We start from the raw sequence: 23,392 nt of genomic DNA, 5'->3' as shown, positions 1-23,392 counted from the left end.
GACTCAGTAGTTAAGTGACGATAGCCTAGGAGATACACCTGTACCCATGCCGAACACAGCAGTTAAGCCCTAGAACGCCTGAAGTAGTTGGGGGTTGCCCCCTGTTAGATACGGTAGTCGCTTAGCAAGTTGGAGAGAGATCTCCATTTGGGAGTTTAGCTCAGCTGGGAGAGCATCTGCCTTACAAGCAGAGGGTCAGCGGTTCGATCCCGTTAACTCCCATATCATGTTACTAAAAGCGTTAAGAAATCCGTATGGAAATAGGAAACTGACGCAGAGTCAATGACTCTAGGAAGTTTATCTTTTTCACTAGGATTTTAGCTTGAGTACAGATAGGTCCCGTAGTGTAGCGGTTATCACGTCGCCCTGTCACGGCGAAGATCGCGGGTTCGATTCCCGTCGGGACCGTTCGAGATGTCTAGGGGACATTTTGAAGTTTGTATGAAGTAAGCATAGCTTACATCCTCTTAGAAAAGAGAGAAGACTCGTTAGCTCAGTTGGTAGAGCAATTGACTTTTAATCAATGGGTCGCTGGTTCGAGCCCAGCACGAGTCATATGCGGGTTTGGCGGAATTGGCAGACGCACCAGATTTAGGATCTGGCGCTTTCGGGCGTGGGGGTTCAAGTCCCTTAACCCGCATAGAATAGAAATAGGCCGGCTTAGCTCAGTTGGTAGAGCATCTGATTTGTAATCAGAGGGTCGCGTGTTCAAGTCATGTAGCCGGCATTAGGAAAGATTGCGAACGTAGTTCAGTGGTAGAACACCACCTTGCCAAGGTGGGGGTCGCGGGTTCGAATCCCGTCGTTCGCTTTGAGAGGCCGGGGTGGCGGAACTGGCAGACGCACAGGACTTAAAATCCTGCGATGGCAACATCGTACCGGTTCGATTCCGGTCCTCGGCATGAAGATTATAATAGTTAGCACCCTTAGCTCAACTGGATAGAGTACCTGACTACGAATCAGGCGGTTAGAGGTTCGAATCCTCTAGGGTGCATCACTCGCTTAATGGAGACGTTAGGGGAGCTTTATTTTTAATAGTATCGGGAAGTAGCTCAGCTTGGTAGAGTACTTGGTTTGGGACCAAGGTGTCGCAGGTTCGAATCCTGTCTTCCCGATTATATTATTTTGGCGGTGTAGCTCAGCTGGCTAGAGCGTCCGGTTCATACCCGGGAGGTCGGGGGTTCGATTCCCTTCGCCGCTATATACTCTTGTTTGCTGGACCTTTAGCTCAGCTGGTTAGAGCTCTCGGCTCATAACCGAGCGGTCGTAGGTTCGAGTCCTACAAGGTCCATATATTGGAGGATTACCCAAGTCCGGCTGAAGGGAACGGTCTTGAAAACCGTCAGGCGTGTAACAGCGTGCGTGGGTTCGAATCCCACATCCTCCTTTTCTACTACCGCGGGATGGAGCAGCTAGGTAGCTCGTCGGGCTCATAACCCGAAGGTCGTAGGTTCAAATCCTGCTCCCGCAATTTCTTTAAGATGTGGCTCGGTAGCTCAGTTGGTAGAGCAATGGATTGAAGCTCCATGTGTCGGCGGTTCGATTCCGTCTCGCGCCATTAATTTAACTTTGTCCAAGTTTATTATCTTGGGCGCGTAGCTCAGATGGTTAGAGCGCACGCCTGATAAGCGTGAGGTCGGTGGTTCGATTCCACTCGTGCCCATATTATATTGATGGAGAATTACTCAAGAGGCTGAAGAGGACGGTTTGCTAAATCGTTAGGTCGGGTAACTGGCGCAAGGGTTCGAATCCCTTATTCTCCGTAGTGAACGAGATTATCGCTTGATATTCTCGTTTTATTGTATCTTGGTGAGGGTCTATTATGAATAAATTTTCAAAATTAGTAGTAGTTGTTTCTATCTTTTTATTACTGTCATTTTCTCTTTTGTTTGTGACTTTCTCTAAGGGGTTACAGGTACCATATTTAAATAATATCGTTAGTGTTGTTGTAACGCCAATTCAATCGGTTATTTCAGTGCCTACTAGATTTTTTTCTGAGCAGAAAGATGTCTTGACAGATTTGATTAACGCTTACGAGGAAAACAAACAATTAAAGGAAGCTATTATGAGCCTTGAAGGGATGGCTGCTGAAAATACTAGCTTGAAAGAAGAGAATGCATCGCTTCGTAGCAGTTTAGGTGTGGTGTCTGATTTTCCAGAAAAACAACTTATTCCAGGATCAGTTTTAGTGAGGACTCCTTCATCGTGGTCGGAGCATATTTCAATTAATATTGGTGAGACTAGTGGTGTGACATCTAATGCACTTGTGGTTGCTAATGGTGGATTAGTTGGCATCGTGAGTTCATTGAGTTCAGATTCGGCGGTTGTTACTTTATTTACGAATTCGGATGAATTCACGAAGTTGCCTGTGAAAATTTCTGTTGATTCTAAAGAAATTTATGGTATTTTATCGGGCTATGATGCAGATACAAATAGTTTTGTCATTAATCAGTTGAACTCAGTTGATGAAATTGCAGTGGGGAGCAATGTTGTAACGAGTGATTTGGCTGGTGCGACTCCGGCAAATGTCCAAATTGGTAAAGTTGTATCGGTTAAATCAAATAGTAATAGTTTAAATAGAGAAGTATATGTTGAGCCGACAGCTAGTTTTTCAAACATTTATTCGGTTTTAGTGGTAGGTCAAACAAATGCGCAATAAAATGATAGAGATATTCATGTTTCCCATCTTGTTCTTTATTTTATTACTTGATGGACAGATTTCAACCTTGGTAACAAATTGGTCGGTCGGATTATTTACTATTTCAAGTCATTTGGTACTTATGTTAGCTATTTTTTATGCTAACTATGTATCTCTTGGTTTTTCATTATTCATAATTACTTTGCTAGGTTTGGTATATGATATTAGTTATCTTAATCTGATTGGTATTGCTACTACAACCCTTCCTTTAGTTTTGTATTGCATCTATTTCTTCTTCCAAAGTGCTGTCAGCAAGCGAGGAATTAATATTTTGATTTTACTAGTAGCTATTTTTCAATTTGAATTTATTAGTTATTCATTTGCTCGTATTTTTCATATAACAAACTTGTCTGTGTTTATCTTTGTTTTTAATAAATTACTTCCAAGTTTACTATTCAATTTGGTCTTATTTTTCGTACTACAGCCGTTATTTGAGCGTTTATTTGGAATAACAAACAAGACATAGAAATGTAATAATTGCGTAATATACTTACGCAATTTTTTTGATAAAATGAGAGAGTCAGAAAGTATAGAGGAGTTATGTTCGGATATGAAGAAAAAAATCTTGGCTACAATTATGTTAAGTACAGTCGTTCTATCTAATGCTAATTATGTAGCTATGATTAGTGCGAATGATGTAGATAGTCAGATTGCAGCAAAAAATCAACAGATTAGTGAGTTGACAGCACAACAAGCTGAAGCTCAACAACAAGTTGATGCTATTCAAGGACAAGTTGATGCAATTGTTAGTGAACAGGCGAAATTAACAGAAGAAAATACCCGTTTGGAAGCAGAATCGCAGACATTGGGGGCAGATATTGAGCGTTTATCAGCTGATATTGTATCGCGTGATGGTGCTTTGAGGGAGCAGGCACGTAGTGCTCAAATTGATGGTTCTGCTTCAAGTTACATTAATACAATTTTGGATTCAAAATCAATCATTGATGCTGTTTCTCGTGTTAATGCCATGCGTGAGATTGTTTCAGCTAATAACCGTATGTTGGAACAACAAAAGGCTGATAAAGAAGCGATTGTTGAAAAACAGAAGGCAAACCAAGAAGCAATCACTACTTTGGCTGCTAATCGTCAGAAATTGGAAGATGATGCCCAAGTATTGCAAGTACGTCAAGCTGAATTAGAAGCTGCTAAGTTAAATTTGGCTGTGCAGAAAGCTACTGCTGAAGATGAGAAGAATTCATTACTGGAGAAAAAGGCAGTAGCAGAGGAAGCGGCTCGTCAAGCGGCCGCTCGTCAGGCTGAGTATCAAGCGCAACAAGCTTCTCTAGCGCAACAACAAGTGGCTTCAGTATCGGCACCTGTTGTGTCAACTCCAGTAGCAACTACAGTGACTGAGACGGTTTCAGTACCTTCTCAGTCAGTAAGCACATCTACAACACCGGTATTCTCTGGGTCAAGTAGCTCAGCTGCTGTGAGCAATGCGCGCTATGATGCTTCGTCTTATCCAGTTGGTGAGTGTACGTGGGGTGTTAAATCCCAGCTTTCATGGGTTGGTCCATACTGGGGTGATGCTAAACAGTGGCTGGCATCAGCTCGTGCAGAAGGTTTTAACACTGGTTCTATTCCAAGAGAGGGTGCAATTGCTGTTTGGACAGGTGGCTATTATGGACACGTAGCTGTTGTTACGGCTGTTCAATCTTCAACAAGTATCCAAGTTGTTGAATCAAACTACATGGGTCGTCGTTATATTGGTAACCATCGTGGTGGTTATTTCAATCCAACAACGACTTCTGAGGGAGCAGTTTACTACATTTACCCTCCATATTAAGAAATTTTCAAATAGAGCGTGTGGATTTGCGCTCTATTTTTGTTTGAAAAATGAAGGAAAAAGGGTTAAAATAGTAAAGGTAGAAATATATAGGAGGCTGTCATGGCGTTTACTGACTTAAAATTGTTCGCTCTTTCGTCAAATCAGAAGTTAGCTGAACAGGTGTCGAAAAAAATAGGAATTCCTCTTGGAAAATCAAGTGTTCGTCAATTTTCAGATGGTGAAATTCAGGTAAATATTGAGGAATCCATTCGTGGAACTCATGTGTATATTCTTCAATCCACTAGCTCACCAGTTAATGATAATTTAATGGAAATTTTGATTATGGTTGATGCTCTTAAACGTGCATCTGCTGAATCAGTAAACGTAGTAATGCCTTATTATGGTTATGCACGCCAAGACCGGAAGGCTCGTGCACGGGAACCAATTACATCAAAATTGGTAGCTAATATGTTGCAGACAGCGGGGGTCAATCGTTTGTTGACAATTGATTTGCATGCTGCACAGATTCAGGGATTCTTCGACATTCCTGTTGATCATTTGATGGGTGCTCCATTGATTGCGGATTATTTTGAGCGTCGTGGTATGGTAGGTGATGGCTATGTTGTTGTATCACCTGACCATGGTGGTGTGACACGTGCCCGTAAGTTAGCACAGTTCTTGAAGACACCGATTGCTATTATTGATAAACGTCGTAGTGTTGATAAGATGAATACATCAGAAGTGATGAACATTATTGGTGATATTAAGGATAAGACTTGTATCTTGATTGATGATATGATTGATACTGCGGGTACCATCTGTCATGCAGCGGATGCTTTGGCAGATGCAGGGGCAACAGCTGTTTATGCTTCATGTACGCATCCAGTATTGTCAGGGCCTGCTATGGATAACATTAGTAAGTCAGCAATTAAGAAATTGGTTGTTCTTGATACAATTGAAATTGCAGAAGATCGCTTAATCGATAAAATCGAACATATTTCAACGGCAGAATTATTAGCGGAAGCGATTATTCGTATTCATGAAAAACGTCCCTTGTCACCTTTGTTTGAGGCAAGTCGTGTTAAATAGGTATGAGGAGAGTCAAATGACTCTTCTTTTTTACATTTATTTTCAAAATGTATTATAATAGTTTTATATGTTTTTGAGGTGGCAGAATGGATTTATTAAATCGTTTTAATAAGAATTTGAATCGGATTGAGGTTTCGATGATTCGTCAGTTTGATCAGTCTATTTCGGATGTTCCAGGGATTTTGAAACTGACCTTGGGAGAGCCTGATTTTACAACGCCTGATCATGTCAAAGAAGCGGCTAAGGCTGCAATCGATGCTAACCAGAGCTATTATACTGGTATGGCTGGTCTTTTGGAGTTGCGCCAAGCAGCAGCTGAGTTTGTGGCTGAAAAATATAATTTACACTACAATCCAGAAAATGAAATCCTCTCTACAATCGGTGCGACAGAAGCTCTATCAGCGAGTTTAGTTGCTATTTTGGAAGCTGGAGATACGGTACTTCTACCTGCCCCTGCCTATCCTGGTTATGAGCCGATTGTCAATATGGTGGGAGCAGATATCGTTGAAATCGATACGACGGCAAATGATTTTGTTTTGACACCTGAGATGTTGGAAGAGGCGATTATTGAGCAGGGGGATAAGCTAAAAGCTGTCATTCTCAACTATCCTGCCAATCCAACGGGTGTGACCTACTCACGAGAGCAGATTCAGGCCTTTGCGGATGTCTTACGTAAGTATCCTGTCTTTGTCCTGTCGGATGAGGTCTATGCGGAGTTGACTTACACTGGCCAGCCCCATACTTCGATTGCGGAGTTTTTGCCAGAACAGACCATTTTGATTCAGGGATTGTCCAAGTCCCATGCCATGACAGGTTGGCGGATTGGCTTGATTATGAGTCAGGCTCCCATCATCGCTCAAATCATCAAGAGCCACCAATATCTCGTGACTGCAGCGTCAACTGCTATGCAGTATGGTGCGGTTGAGGCCTTGAAAAACGGTAAGGATGATGCTCTGCCAATGCGGGCGGAGTATATCAAGCGTAGGGATTACATCATCGAGAAGATGACGGACTTGGGCTTTAAAATTATCAAGCCTGATGGAGCATTTTACATCTTTGCAAAAATCCCTGCGGGTTACAATCAAGATTCCTTTAGCTTCTTGCAAGACTTTGCGAGAAAGAAAGCGGTGGCCTTTATTCCAGGTGCGGCTTTTGGTCAATATGGAGAAGGCTATGTGCGAATTTCCTATGCAGCAAGTATGGAGAAAATTCAAACAGCTATGGCTCGTTTGAAGGAATATCTGGAAGAAAATGGAACGAATTGAAACTAGGGGATTAGTCCTTTACAATCGGAATTTTCGAGAAGATGACAAGCTGGTCAAGATTTTTACAGAGAAGGCTGGCAAGCGAATGTTTTTTGTGAAACATGCCTCTAAGTCCAAGCTGGTAGCTTCTATCCAGCCTTTGACCTATGCGGATTTTATCGTTAAAATCAATGATGATGGTCTGTCTTATATCGAAGATTTTCATCAGGTACAGCCATTTAAGAATATTAACGGCGATATTTTCAAGCTTAGCTATGCTACCTATATCTTGGCCTTGGCAGATGCGGCCTTGCAGGATAAGGTTTATGACCCAGCCCTCTTTGCATTTTTGGTCAAGACCTTAGATTTGATGGAGTCGGGTTTGGACTATGAAATTTTGACCAATATCTTTGAAATTCAACTCTTGGGACGATTTGGGATCAGTCTGAATTTTCACGAGTGTGCTTTTTGTCATCGGGTTGGCCTGCCTTTCGACTATTCCTACAAGTACAGCGGTGTCTTGTGTCCGCAACACTATCAACAAGATGAGCGACGGGCTTATCTGGATCCCAATGTTCCCTATCTACTTGATCAATTTCAGGCTATTTCCTTTGATGAGCTGGAAACCATTTCCATCAAGCCTGAGATGAAGCGAAAATTACGGCTTTTTATTGACCAGCTGTACGAGGAATATGTGGGGATTCACTTGAAATCCAAGAAATTTATAGATGATTTGTCTTCTTGGGGGCAGATTATGAAACCAAGAACAGAAAATGAGGAAACAGAATGAAACGTATTGCAGTAGATGCTATGGGTGGGGACCATGCCCCTCATGCAGTGGTAGAAGGTGTCAATCAAGCCTTGGTTGCCTTTCCAGACATTGAAATTCAACTTTATGGTGATGAGGCTAAAATCAAGCAGTATTTGACAGCGACAGAGCGTGTCAGCATCGTCCATACAACGGAGAAAATCAATTCAGATGATGAGCCTGTCAAGGCCATTCGTCGGAAGAAAGAGGCTTCTATGGTCCTAGCGACCAAGGCTGTCAAGGATGGCCAAGCAGATGCGGTCTTGTCAGCTGGAAATACAGGTGCTCTTTTGGCGGCAGGCGTCTTTGTGGTCGGTCGCATCAAGAATATCGACCGTCCTGGTCTTATGTCTACCTTGCCGACTATGGACGGTAATGGATTTGATATGATGGACTTGGGGGCAAATGCTGAAAATACAGCTCATCACCTCTATCAGTATGGTATTCTTGGCTCATTTTACGCGGAGCACGTGCGTGGTGTCAAACAACCTCGTGTGGGACTTTTGAACAACGGTACGGAAGATACCAAGGGAACGCCAGTTCACCAAGAGGCCTATAAACTCTTGGCGGAAGACAAGTCGATTAACTTTATTGGCAATGTGGAAGCGCGTGAGTTGCTCAACAGTGTGGTGGATGTGGTCGTGACGGATGGTTTCACGGGAAACGCTGTGCTGAAAACAGTTGAAGGGACTGCAAAATCCATCGTTGGTCAGTTGACTGGCTCAATCAAGAATGGTGGTCTGCGTGCTAAAATTGGTGGTCTACTTGTTAAACCAACCTTGAAAAAGGCGCTTGGTGCTATGGATTACAAAACAGCTGGTGGGGCAGTTTTGCTAGGTCTAAAAGCTCCAGTTATCAAGGCCCATGGATCCAGCGGTGCTCAATCAATTTTCTACACTCTTAAACAGACGCGTTCGATTTTGGAGGCCAGTATTGTGGAGAAATCAGTTGCTAAATTTTCTGTAGTGGAGGAAGACAATGAATAGAGAACAAGTCTATCAGCGGGTTGTTGAATTGATTCAGGATGAAAAGGGAGAAGATTTTCAAGTTCAACCTGAATCTACTTTGGCAGATAATATTGCAGCAGATTCAGTAGAAATCATGGAATTTGTTCTTAATTTGGAGGATGAATTTCATGTAGATGTCCCAGATGCTGCTATTGAGCATTTTGAGGTCCTATCTGATATTGTTGATTTTATTTATGAAGAAGTAAAAAAACGTTCGTAGTTTACGGGCGTTTTTCTTTGTTTTTTCCTAAATAACTGTAAATTTGTTGTGAATACGAATATTGTGTGTTAGAATAAACGAAAAGACTAGAATATTTTATGAAAGGCGAACATTCTCATGAAAACAGACCTTCTCTATTCAGGAAAAGCCAAAGACATTTACACAACGGCTGACAATGACCAGATTGTTGCGGTTTATAAGGATCAGGCGACGGCTTTTAATGGTGGTAAGAAAGAACAGATTGTGGGTAAGGGCCGGCTCAATAATCTGATTTCATCTTTGATTTTTGAAAAATTGAATGAAGCTGGTGTCCAAACGCATTTTATAAAGCGTTTGTCGGATACGGAGCAGTTGAATAAGAAGGTGGAAATCATTCCTCTTGAGGTTGTTTTGCGAAATGTGACAGCTGGGTCTTTCTCAAAACGCTTCGGGGTGGAGGAAGGGATAGCCTTACCTACTCCTATCGTAGAATTTTACTATAAAAAAGATGAATTGGACGATCCTTTTATCAACGATGAACATATTGCCTTTCTTAATCTAGCTAGTTCAGAAGAAATCGCCTATATCAAGGAAGAAACAAGACGAATCAATGGGTTCTTGAAGGGCTTGTTTGCTCAGATTGGGCTGACTTTGGTGGATTTCAAGCTAGAATTTGGGGTTGACTCGTCTGGTCAGATTTTATTGGCGGATGAGTTTTCGCCTGATAATTGTCGTTTGTGGGATGTGGATGGCAACCATCTGGACAAGGATGTTTTCCGTCGGGGTCTCGGGGAATTGACCGAGGTTTACGAGGTCGTATTGGCAAAGTTACAAGAAGTGAAGTAAGGATTGGAAAAAATGGCGAAGCGGATTTTTGTTGAGAAAAAGGCGGATTTTCAGATTAAGGCGGAGGCTCTTCGTAAGGAGTTGACCCATAATTTGCAGTTGACAAGTTTAACGAGTGTACGTCTGGTGCAGGTTTATGATGTCTTCCATCTGGAGGATGACTTGCTGGAGCAAGCTATTAAGCATATCTTTACCGAGCAGGTGACGGACAAGGTCTTGTCGGAAGCGGAACTGGGCTTGGAGGAAGCTGCTTATTTTGCGATTGAGGCTCTTCCTGGTCAGTTTGACCAGCGGGCTGCCAGCAGTCAGGAGGCCCTTCTTTTATTGGGCAGTCGGCAGGAGGCGCGTGTCAATACAGGTCAGCTCTATATCTTGAATGGAGATGTGCGGGAAGAAGAGTTAGCTGCTATCAAGAACTATTTGCTGAACCCTGTGGATTCGCGTTTCAAGGATATGGATTCTCCTTTGGCGGCTCAGGAGTTTTCGGTGTCAGATGCGACTATTCCAAGTTTGGACTTTTTTGATAGCTATGGGGCGGAAGAATTTGCGGCTTACAAGCGTGAGGCTGGCTTGGCTATGGAAGTGGAAGACTTGCTCTTCATTCAGGACTACTTTAAGTCAATCGGTCGAGTACCAACTGAAACAGAACTCAAGGTCCTGGATACTTATTGGAGTGACCACTGCCGTCATACGACGTTTGAAACAGAACTCAGGTCTATTGATTTTTCAGCTTCAAAATTCCACAAGCAATTGCAGGCGACCTATAACAAGTACCTGGCTATGAGAACTGAGTTAGGTCGGACAGATAAGCCGCAGACATTGATGGATATGGCGACGATTTTTGGTCGCTATGAGAGAGCAAATGGTCGTCTGGATGATATGGAAGTGTCAGATGAAATCAATGCCTGCTCGGTGGAGATTGAAGTGGATGTGGATGGCGTAAAAGAGCCATGGCTTCTCATGTTCAAGAATGAAACCCACAATCACCCAACAGAAATCGAGCCTTTCGGTGGAGCCGCAACCTGTATCGGTGGAGCTATTCGTGATCCTTTGTCAGGACGTTCCTATGTCTATCAGGCCATGCGGATTTCAGGTGCGGGCGATATTACCCAACCTCTGACAGCTACTCGCTCAGGGAAATTGCCACAGCAAATTATTTCTAAAACAGCAGCACATGGCTATTCTTCTTACGGAAACCAAATCGGTCTTGCGACCACCTATGTGCGTGAATATTTCCATCCAGGATTTGTTGCAAAACGTATGGAGCTGGGTGCCGTAGTCGGTGCAGCTCCTAAGGAAAATGTAGTCCGTGAAAAACCAGTCGCAGGCGATGTGGTCATCTTGTTAGGAGGCAAAACAGGTCGCGATGGTATCGGTGGGGCAACAGGCTCGTCCAAGGTACAGACAGTTGAGTCTGTCGAAACAGCTGGTGCGGAAGTCCAAAAAGGAAATGCTATTGAAGAACGCAAAATTCAGCGTTTGTTCCGCAATGGTGCCGTGACTCGCTTGATTAAAAAATCCAATGACTTTGGTGCAGGAGGTGTCTGCGTTGCTATTGGAGAACTGGCAGACGGTTTAGAAATCGACTTAGACAAGGTTCCACTCAAGTATGCAGGTTTGAATGGAACGGAAATTGCAATTTCGGAATCACAAGAGCGGATGAGCGTCGTTGTTCGTCCAGAGGATGTAGACGCCTTCATCGCAGCCTGCCGTCAGGAAAATATCCATGCGGTTGTCGTGGCCAAAGTGACGGAAAAACCAAACCTAGTCATGACTTGGAATGGACAAACTATTGTTGATTTGGAACGTTCCTTCCTTGATACCAACGGTGTCCGTGTAGTCGTCGATGCCAAGGTAGTTGACAGTCCTGTCAATCTACCAGAAACACGTAGAACTTCCGTTGAAACGTTACAGGAGGACTTGAAAGACCTTCTTTCAGACCTCAACCATGCTAGTCAGAAAGGTTTGCAGACGATTTTTGACTCATCTGTTGGTCGTTCAACCGTCAACCACCCACTCGGAGGTCGCCACCAGTTGACACCGACAGAAAGTTCGGTACAGAAACTACCTGTCCAACACGGTGTGACGACGACGGCTTCTGTCATGGCTCAGGGCTATCATCCTTATCTGGCAGAATGGTCTCCTTATCACGCTGCAGCCTACGCGGTCATCGAAGCGACAGCTCGCTTGGTGGCAACAGGCGCCAACTGGTCCAAGGCTCGCTTCTCCTATCAGGAGTATTTTCAGCGCATGGACAAGCAGGCAGAGCGTTTTGGTCAGCCGGTGGCAGCACTTCTGGGCTCTATCGAGGCTCAAATTCAGCTGGGTTTGCCCTCTATCGGTGGTAAGGACTCCATGTCTGGTACCTTTGAGGACTTGACAGTTCCGCCGACCCTGGTTGCCTTTGGTGTGACCACGGCAGACAGCCGCAAGGTCCTATCACCTGAGTTCAAGGTGGCTGGTGAGCACATTTATTATCTTCCAGGTCAGATTTTGTCCGAAGACATTGATTTTGACCTGATGAAGTCTAATTTTGAGGTTTTTGAAAAATGGCAGAGCGATTACGTGATTACGGCTGCTAGTGCAGTCAAGTATGGTGGTGTTCTAGAAAGTCTAGCCCTCATGTCCTTTGGAAACCAAATCGGAGCAAGAGCCGAGCTTGCAGACCTTGAAACCAGCTTGACAGGTCAGCTTGGCGGCTTTGTCTTTACATCGAAAGAAGACATTCCAGATGCTGTGAAAATTGGACAAACCACCGCTGACTTTACACTCCTTGTCAACGGTGTCAACCTAGCAGGGCAGGACTTACAGGTAGCCTTTGAAGGTAAGTTAGAAGAGGTTTACCCAACGGAATTTGAACAGGCGACAGACTTGCAGGATGTTCCGGCGGTAGCCAATACAGCAGTTATTCAAGCTAAAGAAATTATCGAAGAGCCGATAGTCTACATCCCAGTCTTCCCAGGTACCAACTCAGAATATGATTCTGCTAAGGCCTTTGAACAGGCTGGTGCCAAGGTTAATCTTATTCCATTTGTGACCTTGGATGCAGAGTGTATTGAAAAGTCAGTTGACACTATGGTTGACAATATTACCAAGGCCAATATTCTTTTCTTTGCAGGGGGATTCTCGGCTGCGGATGAGCCAGACGGGTCTGCTAAGTTTATCGTGACCATCTTACGAAACGCCAAGGTCCGCTCTGCTATTGACCAATTTATCGAAAAAGGTGGCCTCATCATCGGTATCTGTAATGGCTTCCAGGCCCTTGTCAAATCGGGCTTGCTGCCGTATGGAAACTTTGAGGAGGCAGGTGAAAGCAGTCCGACCCTCTTCTACAACGATGCCAACCAGCATGTTGCCAAAATGGTGGAAACGCGGATTGCCAATGTCAACTCACCATGGTTGGCTGGTGTTCAAATCGGGGATATTCATGCTATCCCAATATCCCACGGGGAAGGGAAGTTTGTGGTGACGGACGAGGAATTCGCTGTCTTGCGGGACAATGGTCAGATTTTCAGCCAGTACGTTGACTTTACTGGCCAGCCAAGCATGGATTCTAAGTACAATCCAAACGGTTCTAGCCATGCCATTGAGGGCATTACCAGTCGCAACGGACAAATCATCGGGAAAATGGGGCATTCGGAGCGTTACGAGGACGGTCTTTTCCAAAACATTCCAGGTAAGAAAGACCAAGGACTCTTTGCCTCAGCGGTTCGCTATTTTACAGGAAAATAAATATGACATACGAAGTTAAATCACTCAATGAAGAATGCGGTGTTTTCGGCATTTGGGGACATCCGCAGGCTGCTCAGGTTACTTATTTTGGTCTCCATAGTTTGCAACATCGAGGGCAAGAAGGGGCAGGGATTTTAGCCAATGATGGTGGGCATTTGCGTCGCCATCGTGGAACAGGTCTGATTGCAGAAGTCTTCAAAAATCCAGTAGATTTAGAAGCCTTGACAGGAACGGCTGCCATTGGTCATGTCCGCTATGCAACTTCTGGCTCTGCTTCTATCAATAATATCCAGCCCTTCCTCTTTGATTTTGCAGATATGCAGGTGGGTTTGGCACATAATGGGAATTTGACCAACGCGGTCAGTTTGAAGGCTGAACTTGAAAAAAATGGTTCCATTTTCTCTTCTTCTTCTGACACTGAAATTCTAATGCACTTGATTCGCCGCAGTCACAATCCAGACTTCATGGGAAAAATCAAGGAAGCCCTCAATACTGTTAAAGGTGGCTTTGCCTACCTGATTATGCTGGAAGATAAGCTGGTCGCAGCCCTGGATCCAAATGGCTTCCGACCACTTTCAATAGGCAAAATGAAAAATGGTGCCTGGGTAGTTGCTAGTGAAACTTGTGCTTTTGAAGTAGTGGGGGCTGACTGGGTGCGAGATGTGGAGCCTGGTGAAATTGTCGTCATTGATGATTCAGGGATTCAATATGATAGCTATACAAGAGATACGCAACTGGCAGTTTGCTCTATGGAGTATGTCTATTTTGCTCGCCCAGATTCCGTCATTCATGGTGTCAATGTCCACACGGCTCGTAAAAATATGGGACGTCGTTTGGCCCAGGAATTTCAACAGGAAGCAGACATTGTCGTTGGTGTGCCAAACTCTTCCCTATCTGCGGCTATGGGATTTGCAGAGGAGTCTGGCTTGCCAAATGAAATGGGGCTGATTAAAAATCAATATACACAGCGGACCTTTATTCAACCAACCCAGGAATTGCGGGAGCAGGGGGTTCGCATGAAGTTGTCAGCCGTTTCAAGTGTTGTCAAAGGCAAGCGCGTGGTCATGATTGACGACTCCATTGTTCGCGGTACAACTAGCCGCCGCATTGTCCAGCTTCTTCGTGATGCAGGGGCAAAAGAAGTCCATGTGGCTATCGGTAGCCCAGAACTCAAGTACCCGTGTTTCTATGGCATTGATATTCAGACCCGTCGGGAGCTGATTTCAGCCAACCATACCGTTGAGGAAGTCTGTGAGATTATTGGGGCAGACAGTCTGACCTACCTTTCTCTTGAGGGGATGATTGAAGCCATCGGCATCGAAACCGATGCGCCAAAAGGCGGGCTCTGTGTAGCCTACTTTGATGGAGAATTTCCAACACCTCTCTATGACTATGAGGAAGAATACCTCCGTAGCCTAGAAGAGAAAACGAGTTTCTACATTGAAAATGTTAAGTAAGTGACAGAGGTGTCAATGTTACTTGACAGACCTGTAAACTGTTGAAAGGAATCAAAATGACAAATAAAAATGCCTACGCCCAATCGGGCGTTGACGTCGAAGCTGGATATGAAGTTGTCGAACGCATCAAGAAGCACGTGGCTCGGACAGAACGCTTGGGTGTTATGGGAGCTCTCGGTGGTTTTGGCGGTATGTTTGACCTGACCAAACTGGACATCAAAGAGCCAGTCTTGGTATCAGGAACAGACGGTGTCGGTACCAAGCTCATGCTGGCGATTCAGTACGACAAGCACGACACCATTGGTCAGGATTGCGTGGCTATGTGTGTCAACGACATCATCGCAGCAGGTGCGGAGCCACTTTACTTCCTCGACTACATCGCGACAGGAAAAAATGAACCAGCCAAGCTGGAGCAGGTGGTGGCCGGTGTGGCTGAAGGCTGTGTCCAAGCTGGTTGCGGCCTGATTGGCGGTGAAACGGCTGAAATGCCTGGTATGTACGGAGAGGATGACTATGACCTGGCTGGCTTTGCTGTCGGTATTGCGGAGAAGTCCCAGATTATCGACGGCAGTAAGGTCCAGGAGGGCGACATTCTCCTCGGCCTAGCTTCCAGCGGCATCCACTCCAACGGCTATTCTTTGGTCCGACGCGTTTTTGCAGATGTTTCTGGCGACGCTCTCTTGCCAGAGCTCAATGGCAGAGCTCTAAAGGATGTTCTCTTAGAGCCGACACGTATCTATGTCCAGCAGGTATTGCCTCTGGTAAAAGCAGGGCTGGTCAATGGCATTGCCCATATCACAGGCGGTGGTTTCATCGAAAATATTCCCCGTATGTTTGCAGACAATCTAGCAGCTGAGATTGAAGAGGATAAGATTCCAGTCCTTCCAATCTTTACGACCCTTGAAAAATATGGCCACATCAAGCATGAAGAAATGTTTGAAATCTTCAATATGGGAATCGGCGTGGTCCTGGCAGTCAGTCCAGACAAGGTTGACAGTGTTTGTCAACTAGTTGACGAGGAAGTTTACACCATTGGTCGCATCATCGCCAAGGAAGATAAGAGTGTGGTCATCAAATGAAACGAATAGCAGTGTTTGCATCAGGCAACGGCTCCAATTTCCAAGTCATCGCAGAGCAGTTTGAAGTAGCTTTTGTCTTTTCAGACCGTAGAAATGCCTATGTCTTGGAACGGGCTGAAAAACTAGGGGTGCCTGCCTTTGCTTTTGAATTAAAAGAGTTTGCAGATAAACAGGCCTACGAAGAAGCCCTTATCCAACTATTAGACAAGCACCAGATTGACTTGGTGGTCTTGGCAGGCTATATGAAGATTGTGGGACCAACCCTGCTGGCTCAGTATGAAGGTCGGATCATCAATATCCACCCCGCCTACTTGCCTGAATTTCCAGGAGCCCATGGGATTGAAGATGCCTGGCAGGCAGGCGTGTCTGAAAGTGGTGTAACAGTCCACTGGGTTGATAGCGGCGTCGACACAGGACAAATTATCAGACAAGTCCGAGTACCAAGGCTGGCTGAGGATACCCTGGAAACCTTCGAAGCCAGAATACATGAAGCAGAATACCAACTCTATCCAGCAGTCTTGGAGGAGTTGGGAGTGAAGTAGAGTATGGATTATTAGTTTTAGTATGGAGGTAAAGTATGGCTAAAAAGCGTGGAACAGGTAGAATTATAAAAATTTACAATAATTATGGAATTATAAGTAGTTCGTCGTTTAATAAAGAAGGTATTGAAGAAGAGTTTCCGTTTCAAATTACTAAGGATATGATTTTAGAAGAAGATGGGGTTACTTATGTCAACTATTTTGAATATGTATCTTTTTCTTTAAATAATGCAGATGGTATACGTAGACAAGGAAGAATAATTGAAGCTATTGAAATTCAGGGACAGGGTGAACTTCTGAGACAGTTACGTCAATTACCAAATCAAAATTATGTTAGAGATACTATTGAAAAGTTAAAAATGTTTAATTTTGATGTTTCAGATATAGAAGAAATGAATGATACTGAAATTTACGAATATTTTAAGATAATAGATTTTCAACCAAGGATGCGAAATTATCTTGTGGATGGGGTTTTTATTAGTAAAACATCATTAAATCTATTTATTCCAGAAGGAACTTCAGTTGATGATTTTAAGTTAAAACCACAAATTATTGTCGTTTTAGATAAGATTGATCAAAAATTCCGTCTATATTTGATGGAGTGGGTATTACAAATTGAGAATGCTATCAAATCATATATCAGTAGAGTGTTGACTGATCAAAATGCTAGGGTCATAGTTAGTGAAACATTGGATATGTGGAAGCGAAAAAAAGGGACAAAGCATATTGAAAAAGCAAGGATAGTAAAACAATACCGAAGAGATTCCGATTCTTATGATTACATTTTAAATGAATTTGCTCCGATTGAGGATATACTTGATCAGTTAGACTTAACAGAACTTCGAGAATTTATAAATTATTGGTATGAAGCGTGCAAAGGGAGATTTATGTCGCGTCAATTAGAATTGATTAAACATGCAGCAGATTTTTTTCCAGAACTATCAGTATTGCGTAATGCTTCTGCACATGGACGTTCAATAATTGCAGGGTTTATGGATCCGGATTTCAATGCAAATTGGGATATGGAATTTGACAATCTCGAAAGAAGAACAAAGATAAAGAGCTGGGTATTATATGAGATATTAGAACAAAGTTGGATAAAAAGAGGTGTAGATTCTGAATCGATTCCACAAAGAGTTCAAACAATATATGGTAATTCGTATCGAAGATCATGGGTCACTCTAAATTATATATTTATGAAATTGATTAGTTTTTTGGATCCTCATGCATTTGGTATTTTTAGAGAACAAGCAGACTTCTTTTTGAAGTATCCTTTAGACATTGAAGAGCATTTTGAAAGTCTTAGAAATGTGAATTTATTGAATCTTCGTTTATTTCATATGGGATTTACTACAATGGAGCAGATTACTGGCATTCCGGCCCCATATAAAGAAATAGCTAATGAAGCATTCTTTATTTGGGAACATTATATGAATTAGGATAGGAGAAATCATGACAAAACGTGCGTTAATTAGCGTATCCGACAAGGCGGGCATTGTGGAGTTTGCCCAGGAATTGACCAAACTTGGTTGGGAAATCATCTCGACAGGAGGCACAAAAGTTGCCTTGGATCAGGCAGGCGTAGCGACTATTGCCATTGATGATGTGACCGGTTTTCCAGAGATGATGGACGGCCGTGTTAAGACACTTCATCCGAAAATCCATGGTGGGCTTTTGGCGCGACGTGACACAGAAAGTCACTTGCAAGCAGCTAACGACCATGAAATTGGCTTGATTGACTTGGTGGTGGTCAACCTCTATCCCTTCAAAGAGACTATTTTACGTCCAGATGTGACCTATGATTTGGCGGTGGAGAATATTGACATCGGTGGTCCTTCTATGCTTCGTTCGGCAGCTAAGAACCACGCCAGCGTGACAGTTGTAGTGGATCCGACAGATTATCCGACGGTTTTAGGGGAAATTGCAGAGCAGGGGGAAACGAGCTATGCAACACGTCAGCGACTGGCTGCAAAGGTATTTCGTCATACCGCAGCTTATGATGCCCTAATAGCAGATTATTTTACCAAGCAAGTAGGCGAAGATAAGCCTGAAAAATTAACCATTACTTATGACCTCAATCAGCCTATGCGTTACGGTGAAAATCCCCAGCAAAATGCGGATTTCTACCAAAATGCCCTGCCAACAGACTATTCTATTGCAGCTGCTAAGCAGTTAAATGGTAAGGAGCTGTCTTTCAACAACATTCGTGATGCGGATGCGGCCATTCGGATTATCCGTGATTTCAAGTACCGTCCAACTGTTGTGGCTCTCAAACACATGAACCCTTGTGGTATCGGGCAGGCAGAAAGCATTGAACAGGCTTGGGATTACGCTTATGAGGCTGATCCAGTGTCGATTTTCGGAGGCATCGTCGTGCTGAACAGGGAAGTAGATGCTGCGACGGCTGAAAAGATGCACCCGATTTTCTTAGAAATCATCATCGCACCGAGCTACTCGGCAGAAGCGCTAGCTATTTTGACCAATAAAAAGAAAAATCTTCGGATTTTAGAATTAGCCTTTGACGCACAGGATGCGAGCGAAGTTGAAAAAGAGTTCACAGGCGTTGTCGGCGGGCTCTTGGTGCAGGATCAGGACGTGGTGGTGGAAAGCCCAGCGGACTGGCAGGTGGTGACCGAGCGTCAACCGTCCGAGCAAGAGTGGGCGGCCATGGAGTTCGCTTGGAAGTCCTCCAAGTATGTCAAGTCCAACGGCATCATCATCACCAATGCCAAGATGACTTTAGGCGTGGGACCAGGGCAAACCAACCGTGTAGCGTCCGTCCGTATCGCCATCGAGCAGGCCAAGGACCGTTTGGAAGGAGCCGTTTTGGCATCGGATGCCTTCTTCCCATTTGCTGATAATGTGGAGGAGATCGCAGCGGCAGGCATCAAGGCTATCATTCAGCCGGGTGGATCCGTCCGTGACCAAGACTCCATTGACATGGCCAACAAGTACGGCTTGACCATGGTCTTCACGGGAGTAAGACATTTTAGACATTGAGGAATTTGAATAAGAAGAGCTAAAATACCTTTGGCTTTGTTTAAGTAAGAGAAGCTACATTTATAGTCAATCCTAAATAACATTGGTAAATAACATTTCTTTTTCCTAATCCACGACAAATGCATGAAGAAAATTTTGTTTTCAGAAAACACATTTTCATATTTTGTACAGTTTTTTAGCAAAAATTTATGCTATAATTAGTCTGAATTTGAGGAATTATCCATGACCAAATGTAAAATCCATGAAAATAAATTGAAAAAATGCATGTAGCAAGAAAATGGTTACATGCATTTTCTTCATGCGTACGACGTGTTCATAATCTTCAAAGCCTAGTGGTTACTGGGCTTTTTTGGTATAATTAAAAGAAAAGGATTGACGGAGAATTTTGTAAATGAGAAAAGATGTTGCTGTTTATGAAATTACAGATAGTGTGAATGAAGTTAAGTTGACAACTGAAAAAGTGAGGAATATAGCTGAAATTTTTGATACCATTATAGGTGAATCAGGAAAAAAGGCGACTCACTCAAAAATTAGAGCGGAAATTATTGATGATAATAGTATTTTAGCCAAATTTTCAAAGGAAAATAATTTTGATATTGAACAATTTGCACATAAATTGTTAGATTCAGAAAGAGCTGAATCAACTGGAAAGAGAAGTAAGGGGATTCGAGAAGGTTTTCTTTTTGTAAAAATACATAATGGAACATTGACGCTATTGAAGTTAGAGAAAACTTCTGTCGCCGATAAGGAAACGTTTAAACTAGATAGTCAGTTGGGGACGGATAAACATTATTATAAAGCTTGTCTATATCTTGGAGATTTGCATAACATAGCTATTATCGACAAAAGTAAAAAAGTTGCTTCGTACTGGTTAAATGATTTTTTGGGACTTAAAGAGTTTCGAAATGATAAAGTTAATACATTAGAACTGATTGAGCTAGTTGAAAATAAACAATTATTCTCTGAAACTGTAAGAAACTTACCAGAGATTAACGAAATTGTAAGTGAAACTAAAAATTATATTTTTGAGAGTGCTCAGTTTGATAAGACTGAATTGCTCGGTCGCCTGCCTGTTGCTAAGTTATTGGATTTAGATTTGTCATTGCCAGACGTGGAAAGTGTAGTGTATTCCACGGAGTCTTCAGAACTTGATGCAAATTTTATGATTTCTCAAGATGCTCTGAAAGAAAAATACCATAAGACTATAACTATTTCGGACACTACAGTATTAAAAACACATAACCTTGAAAAACTACAGAGGCAACAACTAATTAAGTTGGACGGCAATCAGTTAATACTAACAGTTCCAAATGATTATATTGCTGAGGTTAAAAAGGATTTAGGTATTTGAGATGACTAGTGGGCGTTGGGTAGGAACTTCTTACGAGATAGATGTTATTCCAGATAACCAAGGATTAATAAATCTTTTAAAAGAGATGAATATCGGGACTATAGATGAAGAATCCTCAAAATATATAGTCTATAATGATGATAAGAGTCTAGCATTTTTACCAGAGAAATATATCGAAGAACAAATCTTTTTTAATAACTATATTGATTATTTTAAAGGGAAAGATTTTACAACTGACTTTAGTATTTTTAGTATAGACAAGAAAATTCAGTCAGGAGATTATAGGGAGGAAGTAGAAAAGTATAAAGCTATTACTAAGCAAAATAATATTGTTCGCTTAAGTCCAGAAATTAACAATATTTCTGTCAGATTATTGAGTAGTTGTCAAAATGATAACCCGAAAGTTCGTTTAGTGACGATGATTTATATCTTAATAATGTTATCGACAAATATTGACTATGACTCGGAATCAATTTTTACTTTCAGAGTTCAAAGGGATGAGCGTGTTGTGGTTAAAACATTAGATTTTAGAGAAGCAGCAGACAAGGATTATGAGCTGTTACTATCAATTTACAATTGGATTTTATTTGAAGAAGGATCTGAATATGCCTATAAGCAAAAATTAGAAATTGTAAGGGAACAGTTGCTGAGGTTCAATTATCAACTCAGCCATCAAATATTATTTAGTGCTAAAAGTATATTTCAGCGAGTTATTCGACAGGAAACAGATAAATATTTTGAGGAAATTGGTAATTTAAAGAACGACTTTTTTAAACTAATTAGCAGAGAAAATGACTTGTATCGTTCGTTGCATTTAAAGATTATTGGCTGGCTTTCAGCTATAGGAATATTAATTTTTGAGGAAGTCAAGGATTATTCTGGTCAAAACATATTATACGATTTATTTTTCAAGGCTAGTTCTAAAATTAGTATTTTGATATTTCTTCTCATCATTGCGTTAGTATCTATAATGGCTACCTATTTTATAGAAATTGCCGCTTTGAAGAAAGAGCACAATGAAACGAGACAATTCTATACTGAAGGGCTAATGTTTGATGAAAGGGATTTTGATGAAAGAGTATCTGCACCAATGGTAGATTGTAAATATATTTTTGCATTTGTTGTTTTATTGCTCATACTTCTTTTAAGAGCATTGTTAGTTTATTGCCTATAGCTCTGCACCACTCTTGTGGTGCTTTTTCTATTCCCGAACATTCTTCTGTTCGTTCTATCAAAATCCGTCCATTTTTGCTATACTGTTTATAGAAAATCCGTTTTTGAGGTGTGAAAAAATGAAACTTTTGGTTGTCGGGTCTGGTGGTCGTGAGCACGCTATTGCAAAGAAATTGTTAGAGTCTGAGCAGGTAGAACAGGTCTTTGTCGCTCCTGGAAATGACGGAATGACCTTGGACGGTATTGAATTGGTCAATATTGGAATTTCCGAACATTCTGCTCTCATAAACTTTGCCAAGGAAAATGACATTGCTTGGACTTTTGTTGGTCCAGATGATGCTTTGGCAGCAGGTATCGTTGATGATTTTGAACAGGCGGGACTAAAAGCTTTTGGCCCAAGTCGTCTAGCCGCGGAGCTGGAGTGGTCAAAAGACTTTGCCAAACAAATCATGGTCAAATACGGCATTCCAACAGCAGCCTTTGGCACATTTTCCAACTTCGAAGAAGCCAAAGCCTACATCGAAGAGCAGGGGGCTCCCATCGTTGTCAAGGCGGACGGCTTGGCACTGGGCAAGGGCGTAGTCGTGGCGGAAACCGTCGAGCAGGCGGTCGAAGCGGCACGGGAGATGCTCTTGGACAACAAATTCGGTGACTCGGGTGCCCGCGTAGTCATCGAGGAGTTCTTGGCGGGCGAGGAGTTTTCCCTCTTTGCTCTGGTCAACGGCGACCAGTTCTATATCCTGTCGACAGCCCAGGACCACAAGCGTGCCTTTGACGGCGACCAGGGGCCCAACACAGGCGGTATGGGGGCTTACGCTCCTGTTCCCCACCTGCCTCAAAGCGTGGTGGACACAGCAGTTGACACTATTGTCAAGCCAATTCTGGAGGGCATGATTGCGGAAGGGCGGTCTTATCTGGGCGTGCTCTATGCTGGCTTGATTCTGACCGACCAAGGTCCCAAGGTTATCGAGTTCAACGCCCGTTTTGGCGACCCAGAAACCCAGATTGTCCTGCCTCGTCTGACCTCTGACTTTGCTCAGAACATCGACGACATCCTCCACAAACGTCCGACCCAGCTGACCTGGCTGGATAGTGGCGTGACGCTGGGTGTGGTCGTGGCTTCAAACGGCTATCCTCTGGACCATGAGAAAGGCGTAGAGTTGCCAGCAAAGACCGAGGGCGACCTCACGACCTACTATGCAGGGGCTCGTTTTGCGGAAAATAGCAGAGCACTGCTATCAAACGGCGGTCGGGTTTATATGCTAGTCACCACAGCAGACACCGTCCAAGAAGCCCAGGAAAAAATTTACTCGGAGCTGAAGAAACAAGATACAACAGGCCTCTTTTATCGGACAGATATTGGAAGTAAGGCAGTAAAATAAGGGATAAAGAAAAGGAAGTA

Annotated in this window: 18 protein-coding genes, 16 tRNA genes and 1 rRNA gene; all 35 read left to right on the top strand. The window is 43.0% G+C overall.

Annotated features, from left to right (window positions below; genetic code table 11):
- Nucleotides 1-10: 10 nt before the first annotated feature.
- The 35 genes from rrf (at nt 11) to purD (ending at nt 23,372) form a co-directional block, all read left to right on the top strand.
- Nucleotides 11-126: ribosomal RNA gene (gene rrf / locus ODU50_RS08980) — 5S ribosomal RNA — on the top strand.
- Nucleotides 127-149: 23 nt separating this feature from the next.
- A tRNA-Val gene (locus ODU50_RS08975) sits at nt 150-222 on the top strand.
- Between the two features lie 113 nt (nt 223-335).
- Nucleotides 336-408 (top strand) — tRNA-Asp (locus ODU50_RS08970).
- A 74-nt stretch (nt 409-482) separates the two neighbouring features.
- Nucleotides 483-555, top strand: a tRNA-Lys gene (locus tag ODU50_RS08965).
- Between the two features lie 3 nt (nt 556-558).
- Nucleotides 559-640: transfer RNA gene (locus tag ODU50_RS08960), tRNA-Leu, on the top strand.
- Between the two features lie 14 nt (nt 641-654).
- Nucleotides 655-727, top strand: a tRNA-Thr gene (locus ODU50_RS08955).
- A gap of 12 nt (nt 728-739) precedes the next feature.
- A tRNA-Gly gene (locus ODU50_RS08950) sits at nt 740-811 on the top strand.
- Between the two features lie 7 nt (nt 812-818).
- Nucleotides 819-902 (top strand) — tRNA-Leu (locus tag ODU50_RS08945).
- An 18-nt stretch (nt 903-920) separates the two neighbouring features.
- A tRNA-Arg gene (locus ODU50_RS08940) sits at nt 921-994 on the top strand.
- Nucleotides 995-1,041: 47 nt separating this feature from the next.
- Nucleotides 1,042-1,115: transfer RNA gene (locus tag ODU50_RS08935), tRNA-Pro, on the top strand.
- Between the two features lie 12 nt (nt 1,116-1,127).
- Nucleotides 1,128-1,201: transfer RNA gene (locus ODU50_RS08930), tRNA-Met, on the top strand.
- 16 nt (nt 1,202-1,217) lie between these two features.
- Nucleotides 1,218-1,291, top strand: a tRNA-Ile gene (locus tag ODU50_RS08925).
- 6 nt (nt 1,292-1,297) lie between these two features.
- Nucleotides 1,298-1,387 (top strand) — tRNA-Ser (locus ODU50_RS08920).
- Nucleotides 1,388-1,397: 10 nt separating this feature from the next.
- A tRNA-Met gene (locus ODU50_RS08915) sits at nt 1,398-1,471 on the top strand.
- 14 nt (nt 1,472-1,485) lie between these two features.
- Nucleotides 1,486-1,558 (top strand) — tRNA-Phe (locus tag ODU50_RS08910).
- Between the two features lie 31 nt (nt 1,559-1,589).
- Nucleotides 1,590-1,663 (top strand) — tRNA-Ile (locus ODU50_RS08905).
- Nucleotides 1,664-1,675: 12 nt separating this feature from the next.
- Nucleotides 1,676-1,763: transfer RNA gene (locus ODU50_RS08900), tRNA-Ser, on the top strand.
- Between the two features lie 59 nt (nt 1,764-1,822).
- Nucleotides 1,823-2,659, top strand: coding sequence for a rod shape-determining protein MreC (gene mreC, locus ODU50_RS08895; RefSeq protein WP_105153221.1), 837 nt, complete (start codon nt 1,823-1,825; stop codon nt 2,657-2,659).
- Entirely contained in the window at nt 2,649-3,164 is a 516-nt protein-coding gene (gene mreD / locus ODU50_RS08890) for a rod shape-determining protein MreD (RefSeq protein WP_105138872.1), read from the top strand. Before mreC ends, mreD begins: the two co-directional genes overlap by 11 nt.
- 84 nt (nt 3,165-3,248) lie before the next feature.
- Nucleotides 3,249-4,484: a peptidoglycan hydrolase PcsB gene (pcsB, locus tag ODU50_RS08885; RefSeq protein WP_105138873.1), complete on the top strand. Its 1,236-nt coding sequence runs from the start codon at nt 3,249-3,251 to the stop codon at nt 4,482-4,484.
- Nucleotides 4,485-4,586: 102 nt separating this feature from the next.
- Entirely contained in the window at nt 4,587-5,555 is a 969-nt protein-coding gene (locus ODU50_RS08880) for a ribose-phosphate diphosphokinase (protein ID WP_002935337.1), read from the top strand.
- Between the two features lie 86 nt (nt 5,556-5,641).
- Entirely contained in the window at nt 5,642-6,820 is a 1,179-nt protein-coding gene (locus tag ODU50_RS08875; RefSeq protein WP_024385104.1) for a pyridoxal phosphate-dependent aminotransferase, read from the top strand.
- The gene (recO, locus tag ODU50_RS08870) at nt 6,807-7,589 is read left to right on the top strand and encodes a DNA repair protein RecO (protein WP_024385103.1); all 783 of its coding nucleotides are present in this window, start codon (nt 6,807-6,809) and stop codon (nt 7,587-7,589) included. The genes ODU50_RS08875 and recO overlap by 14 nt, the downstream gene beginning before the upstream one ends.
- Nucleotides 7,586-8,593, top strand: a complete 1,008-nt coding sequence (plsX, locus tag ODU50_RS08865) for a phosphate acyltransferase PlsX (RefSeq protein WP_105153219.1) — start codon at nt 7,586-7,588, stop codon at nt 8,591-8,593. The genes recO and plsX overlap by 4 nt, the downstream gene beginning before the upstream one ends.
- Complete coding sequence (locus ODU50_RS08860; protein WP_105153218.1) at nt 8,586-8,834, top strand: phosphopantetheine-binding protein; 249 nt, start codon at nt 8,586-8,588, stop codon at nt 8,832-8,834. The genes plsX and ODU50_RS08860 overlap by 8 nt, the downstream gene beginning before the upstream one ends.
- A gap of 117 nt (nt 8,835-8,951) precedes the next feature.
- Nucleotides 8,952-9,659, top strand: coding sequence for a phosphoribosylaminoimidazolesuccinocarboxamide synthase (purC, locus tag ODU50_RS08855; protein WP_105153217.1), 708 nt, complete (start codon nt 8,952-8,954; stop codon nt 9,657-9,659).
- Nucleotides 9,660-9,671: 12 nt separating this feature from the next.
- Nucleotides 9,672-13,391, top strand: coding sequence for a phosphoribosylformylglycinamidine synthase (locus ODU50_RS08850; protein ID WP_105153216.1), 3,720 nt, complete (start codon nt 9,672-9,674; stop codon nt 13,389-13,391).
- 2 nt (nt 13,392-13,393) lie between these two features.
- Nucleotides 13,394-14,848 carry an amidophosphoribosyltransferase gene (gene purF / locus ODU50_RS08845; RefSeq protein WP_024389655.1) on the top strand — a complete coding sequence of 485 codons (1,455 nt, stop codon included), beginning with the start codon at nt 13,394-13,396 and terminating at the stop codon, nt 14,846-14,848.
- A gap of 56 nt (nt 14,849-14,904) precedes the next feature.
- Nucleotides 14,905-15,927 (top strand): phosphoribosylformylglycinamidine cyclo-ligase, encoded by a 1,023-nt coding sequence (gene purM / locus ODU50_RS08840; protein ID WP_105153215.1) that lies wholly within the window; start codon nt 14,905-14,907, stop codon nt 15,925-15,927.
- Nucleotides 15,924-16,469 carry a phosphoribosylglycinamide formyltransferase gene (gene purN / locus ODU50_RS08835; protein WP_105153214.1) on the top strand — a complete coding sequence of 182 codons (546 nt, stop codon included), beginning with the start codon at nt 15,924-15,926 and terminating at the stop codon, nt 16,467-16,469. Before purM ends, purN begins: the two co-directional genes overlap by 4 nt.
- Nucleotides 16,470-16,504: 35 nt before the next feature.
- The gene (locus ODU50_RS08830; protein WP_105153213.1) at nt 16,505-17,905 is read left to right on the top strand and encodes an Abi family protein; all 1,401 of its coding nucleotides are present in this window, start codon (nt 16,505-16,507) and stop codon (nt 17,903-17,905) included.
- A 13-nt stretch (nt 17,906-17,918) separates the two neighbouring features.
- On the top strand, nt 17,919-19,466 hold the full coding sequence (gene purH / locus ODU50_RS08825) for a bifunctional phosphoribosylaminoimidazolecarboxamide formyltransferase/IMP cyclohydrolase (protein ID WP_105153212.1): 1,548 nt from the start codon (nt 17,919-17,921) through the stop codon (nt 19,464-19,466).
- A 391-nt stretch (nt 19,467-19,857) separates the two neighbouring features.
- Nucleotides 19,858-20,817 carry a nucleoid-associated protein gene (locus ODU50_RS08820; protein ID WP_024389657.1) on the top strand — a complete coding sequence of 320 codons (960 nt, stop codon included), beginning with the start codon at nt 19,858-19,860 and terminating at the stop codon, nt 20,815-20,817.
- A 1-nt stretch (nt 20,818) separates the two neighbouring features.
- Nucleotides 20,819-21,991 carry a hypothetical protein gene (locus ODU50_RS08815; RefSeq protein WP_024389658.1) on the top strand — a complete coding sequence of 391 codons (1,173 nt, stop codon included), beginning with the start codon at nt 20,819-20,821 and terminating at the stop codon, nt 21,989-21,991.
- Nucleotides 21,992-22,109: 118 nt separating this feature from the next.
- A complete protein-coding gene (purD, locus tag ODU50_RS08810; protein ID WP_398581397.1) occupies nt 22,110-23,372 on the top strand; it encodes a phosphoribosylamine--glycine ligase in 1,263 nt (420 codons plus the stop codon).
- Nucleotides 23,373-23,392 lie beyond the last annotated feature (20 nt).

The sequence above is a fragment of the Streptococcus sp. 2020WUSS084 genome (assembly GCF_044427445.1).
In the GTDB taxonomy this organism is placed as follows: domain Bacteria; phylum Bacillota; class Bacilli; order Lactobacillales; family Streptococcaceae; genus Streptococcus; species Streptococcus suis.
The sequence above is the reverse complement of the archived record's forward strand: the minus strand, read 5'-3'. Positions and strand labels throughout refer to the sequence as shown.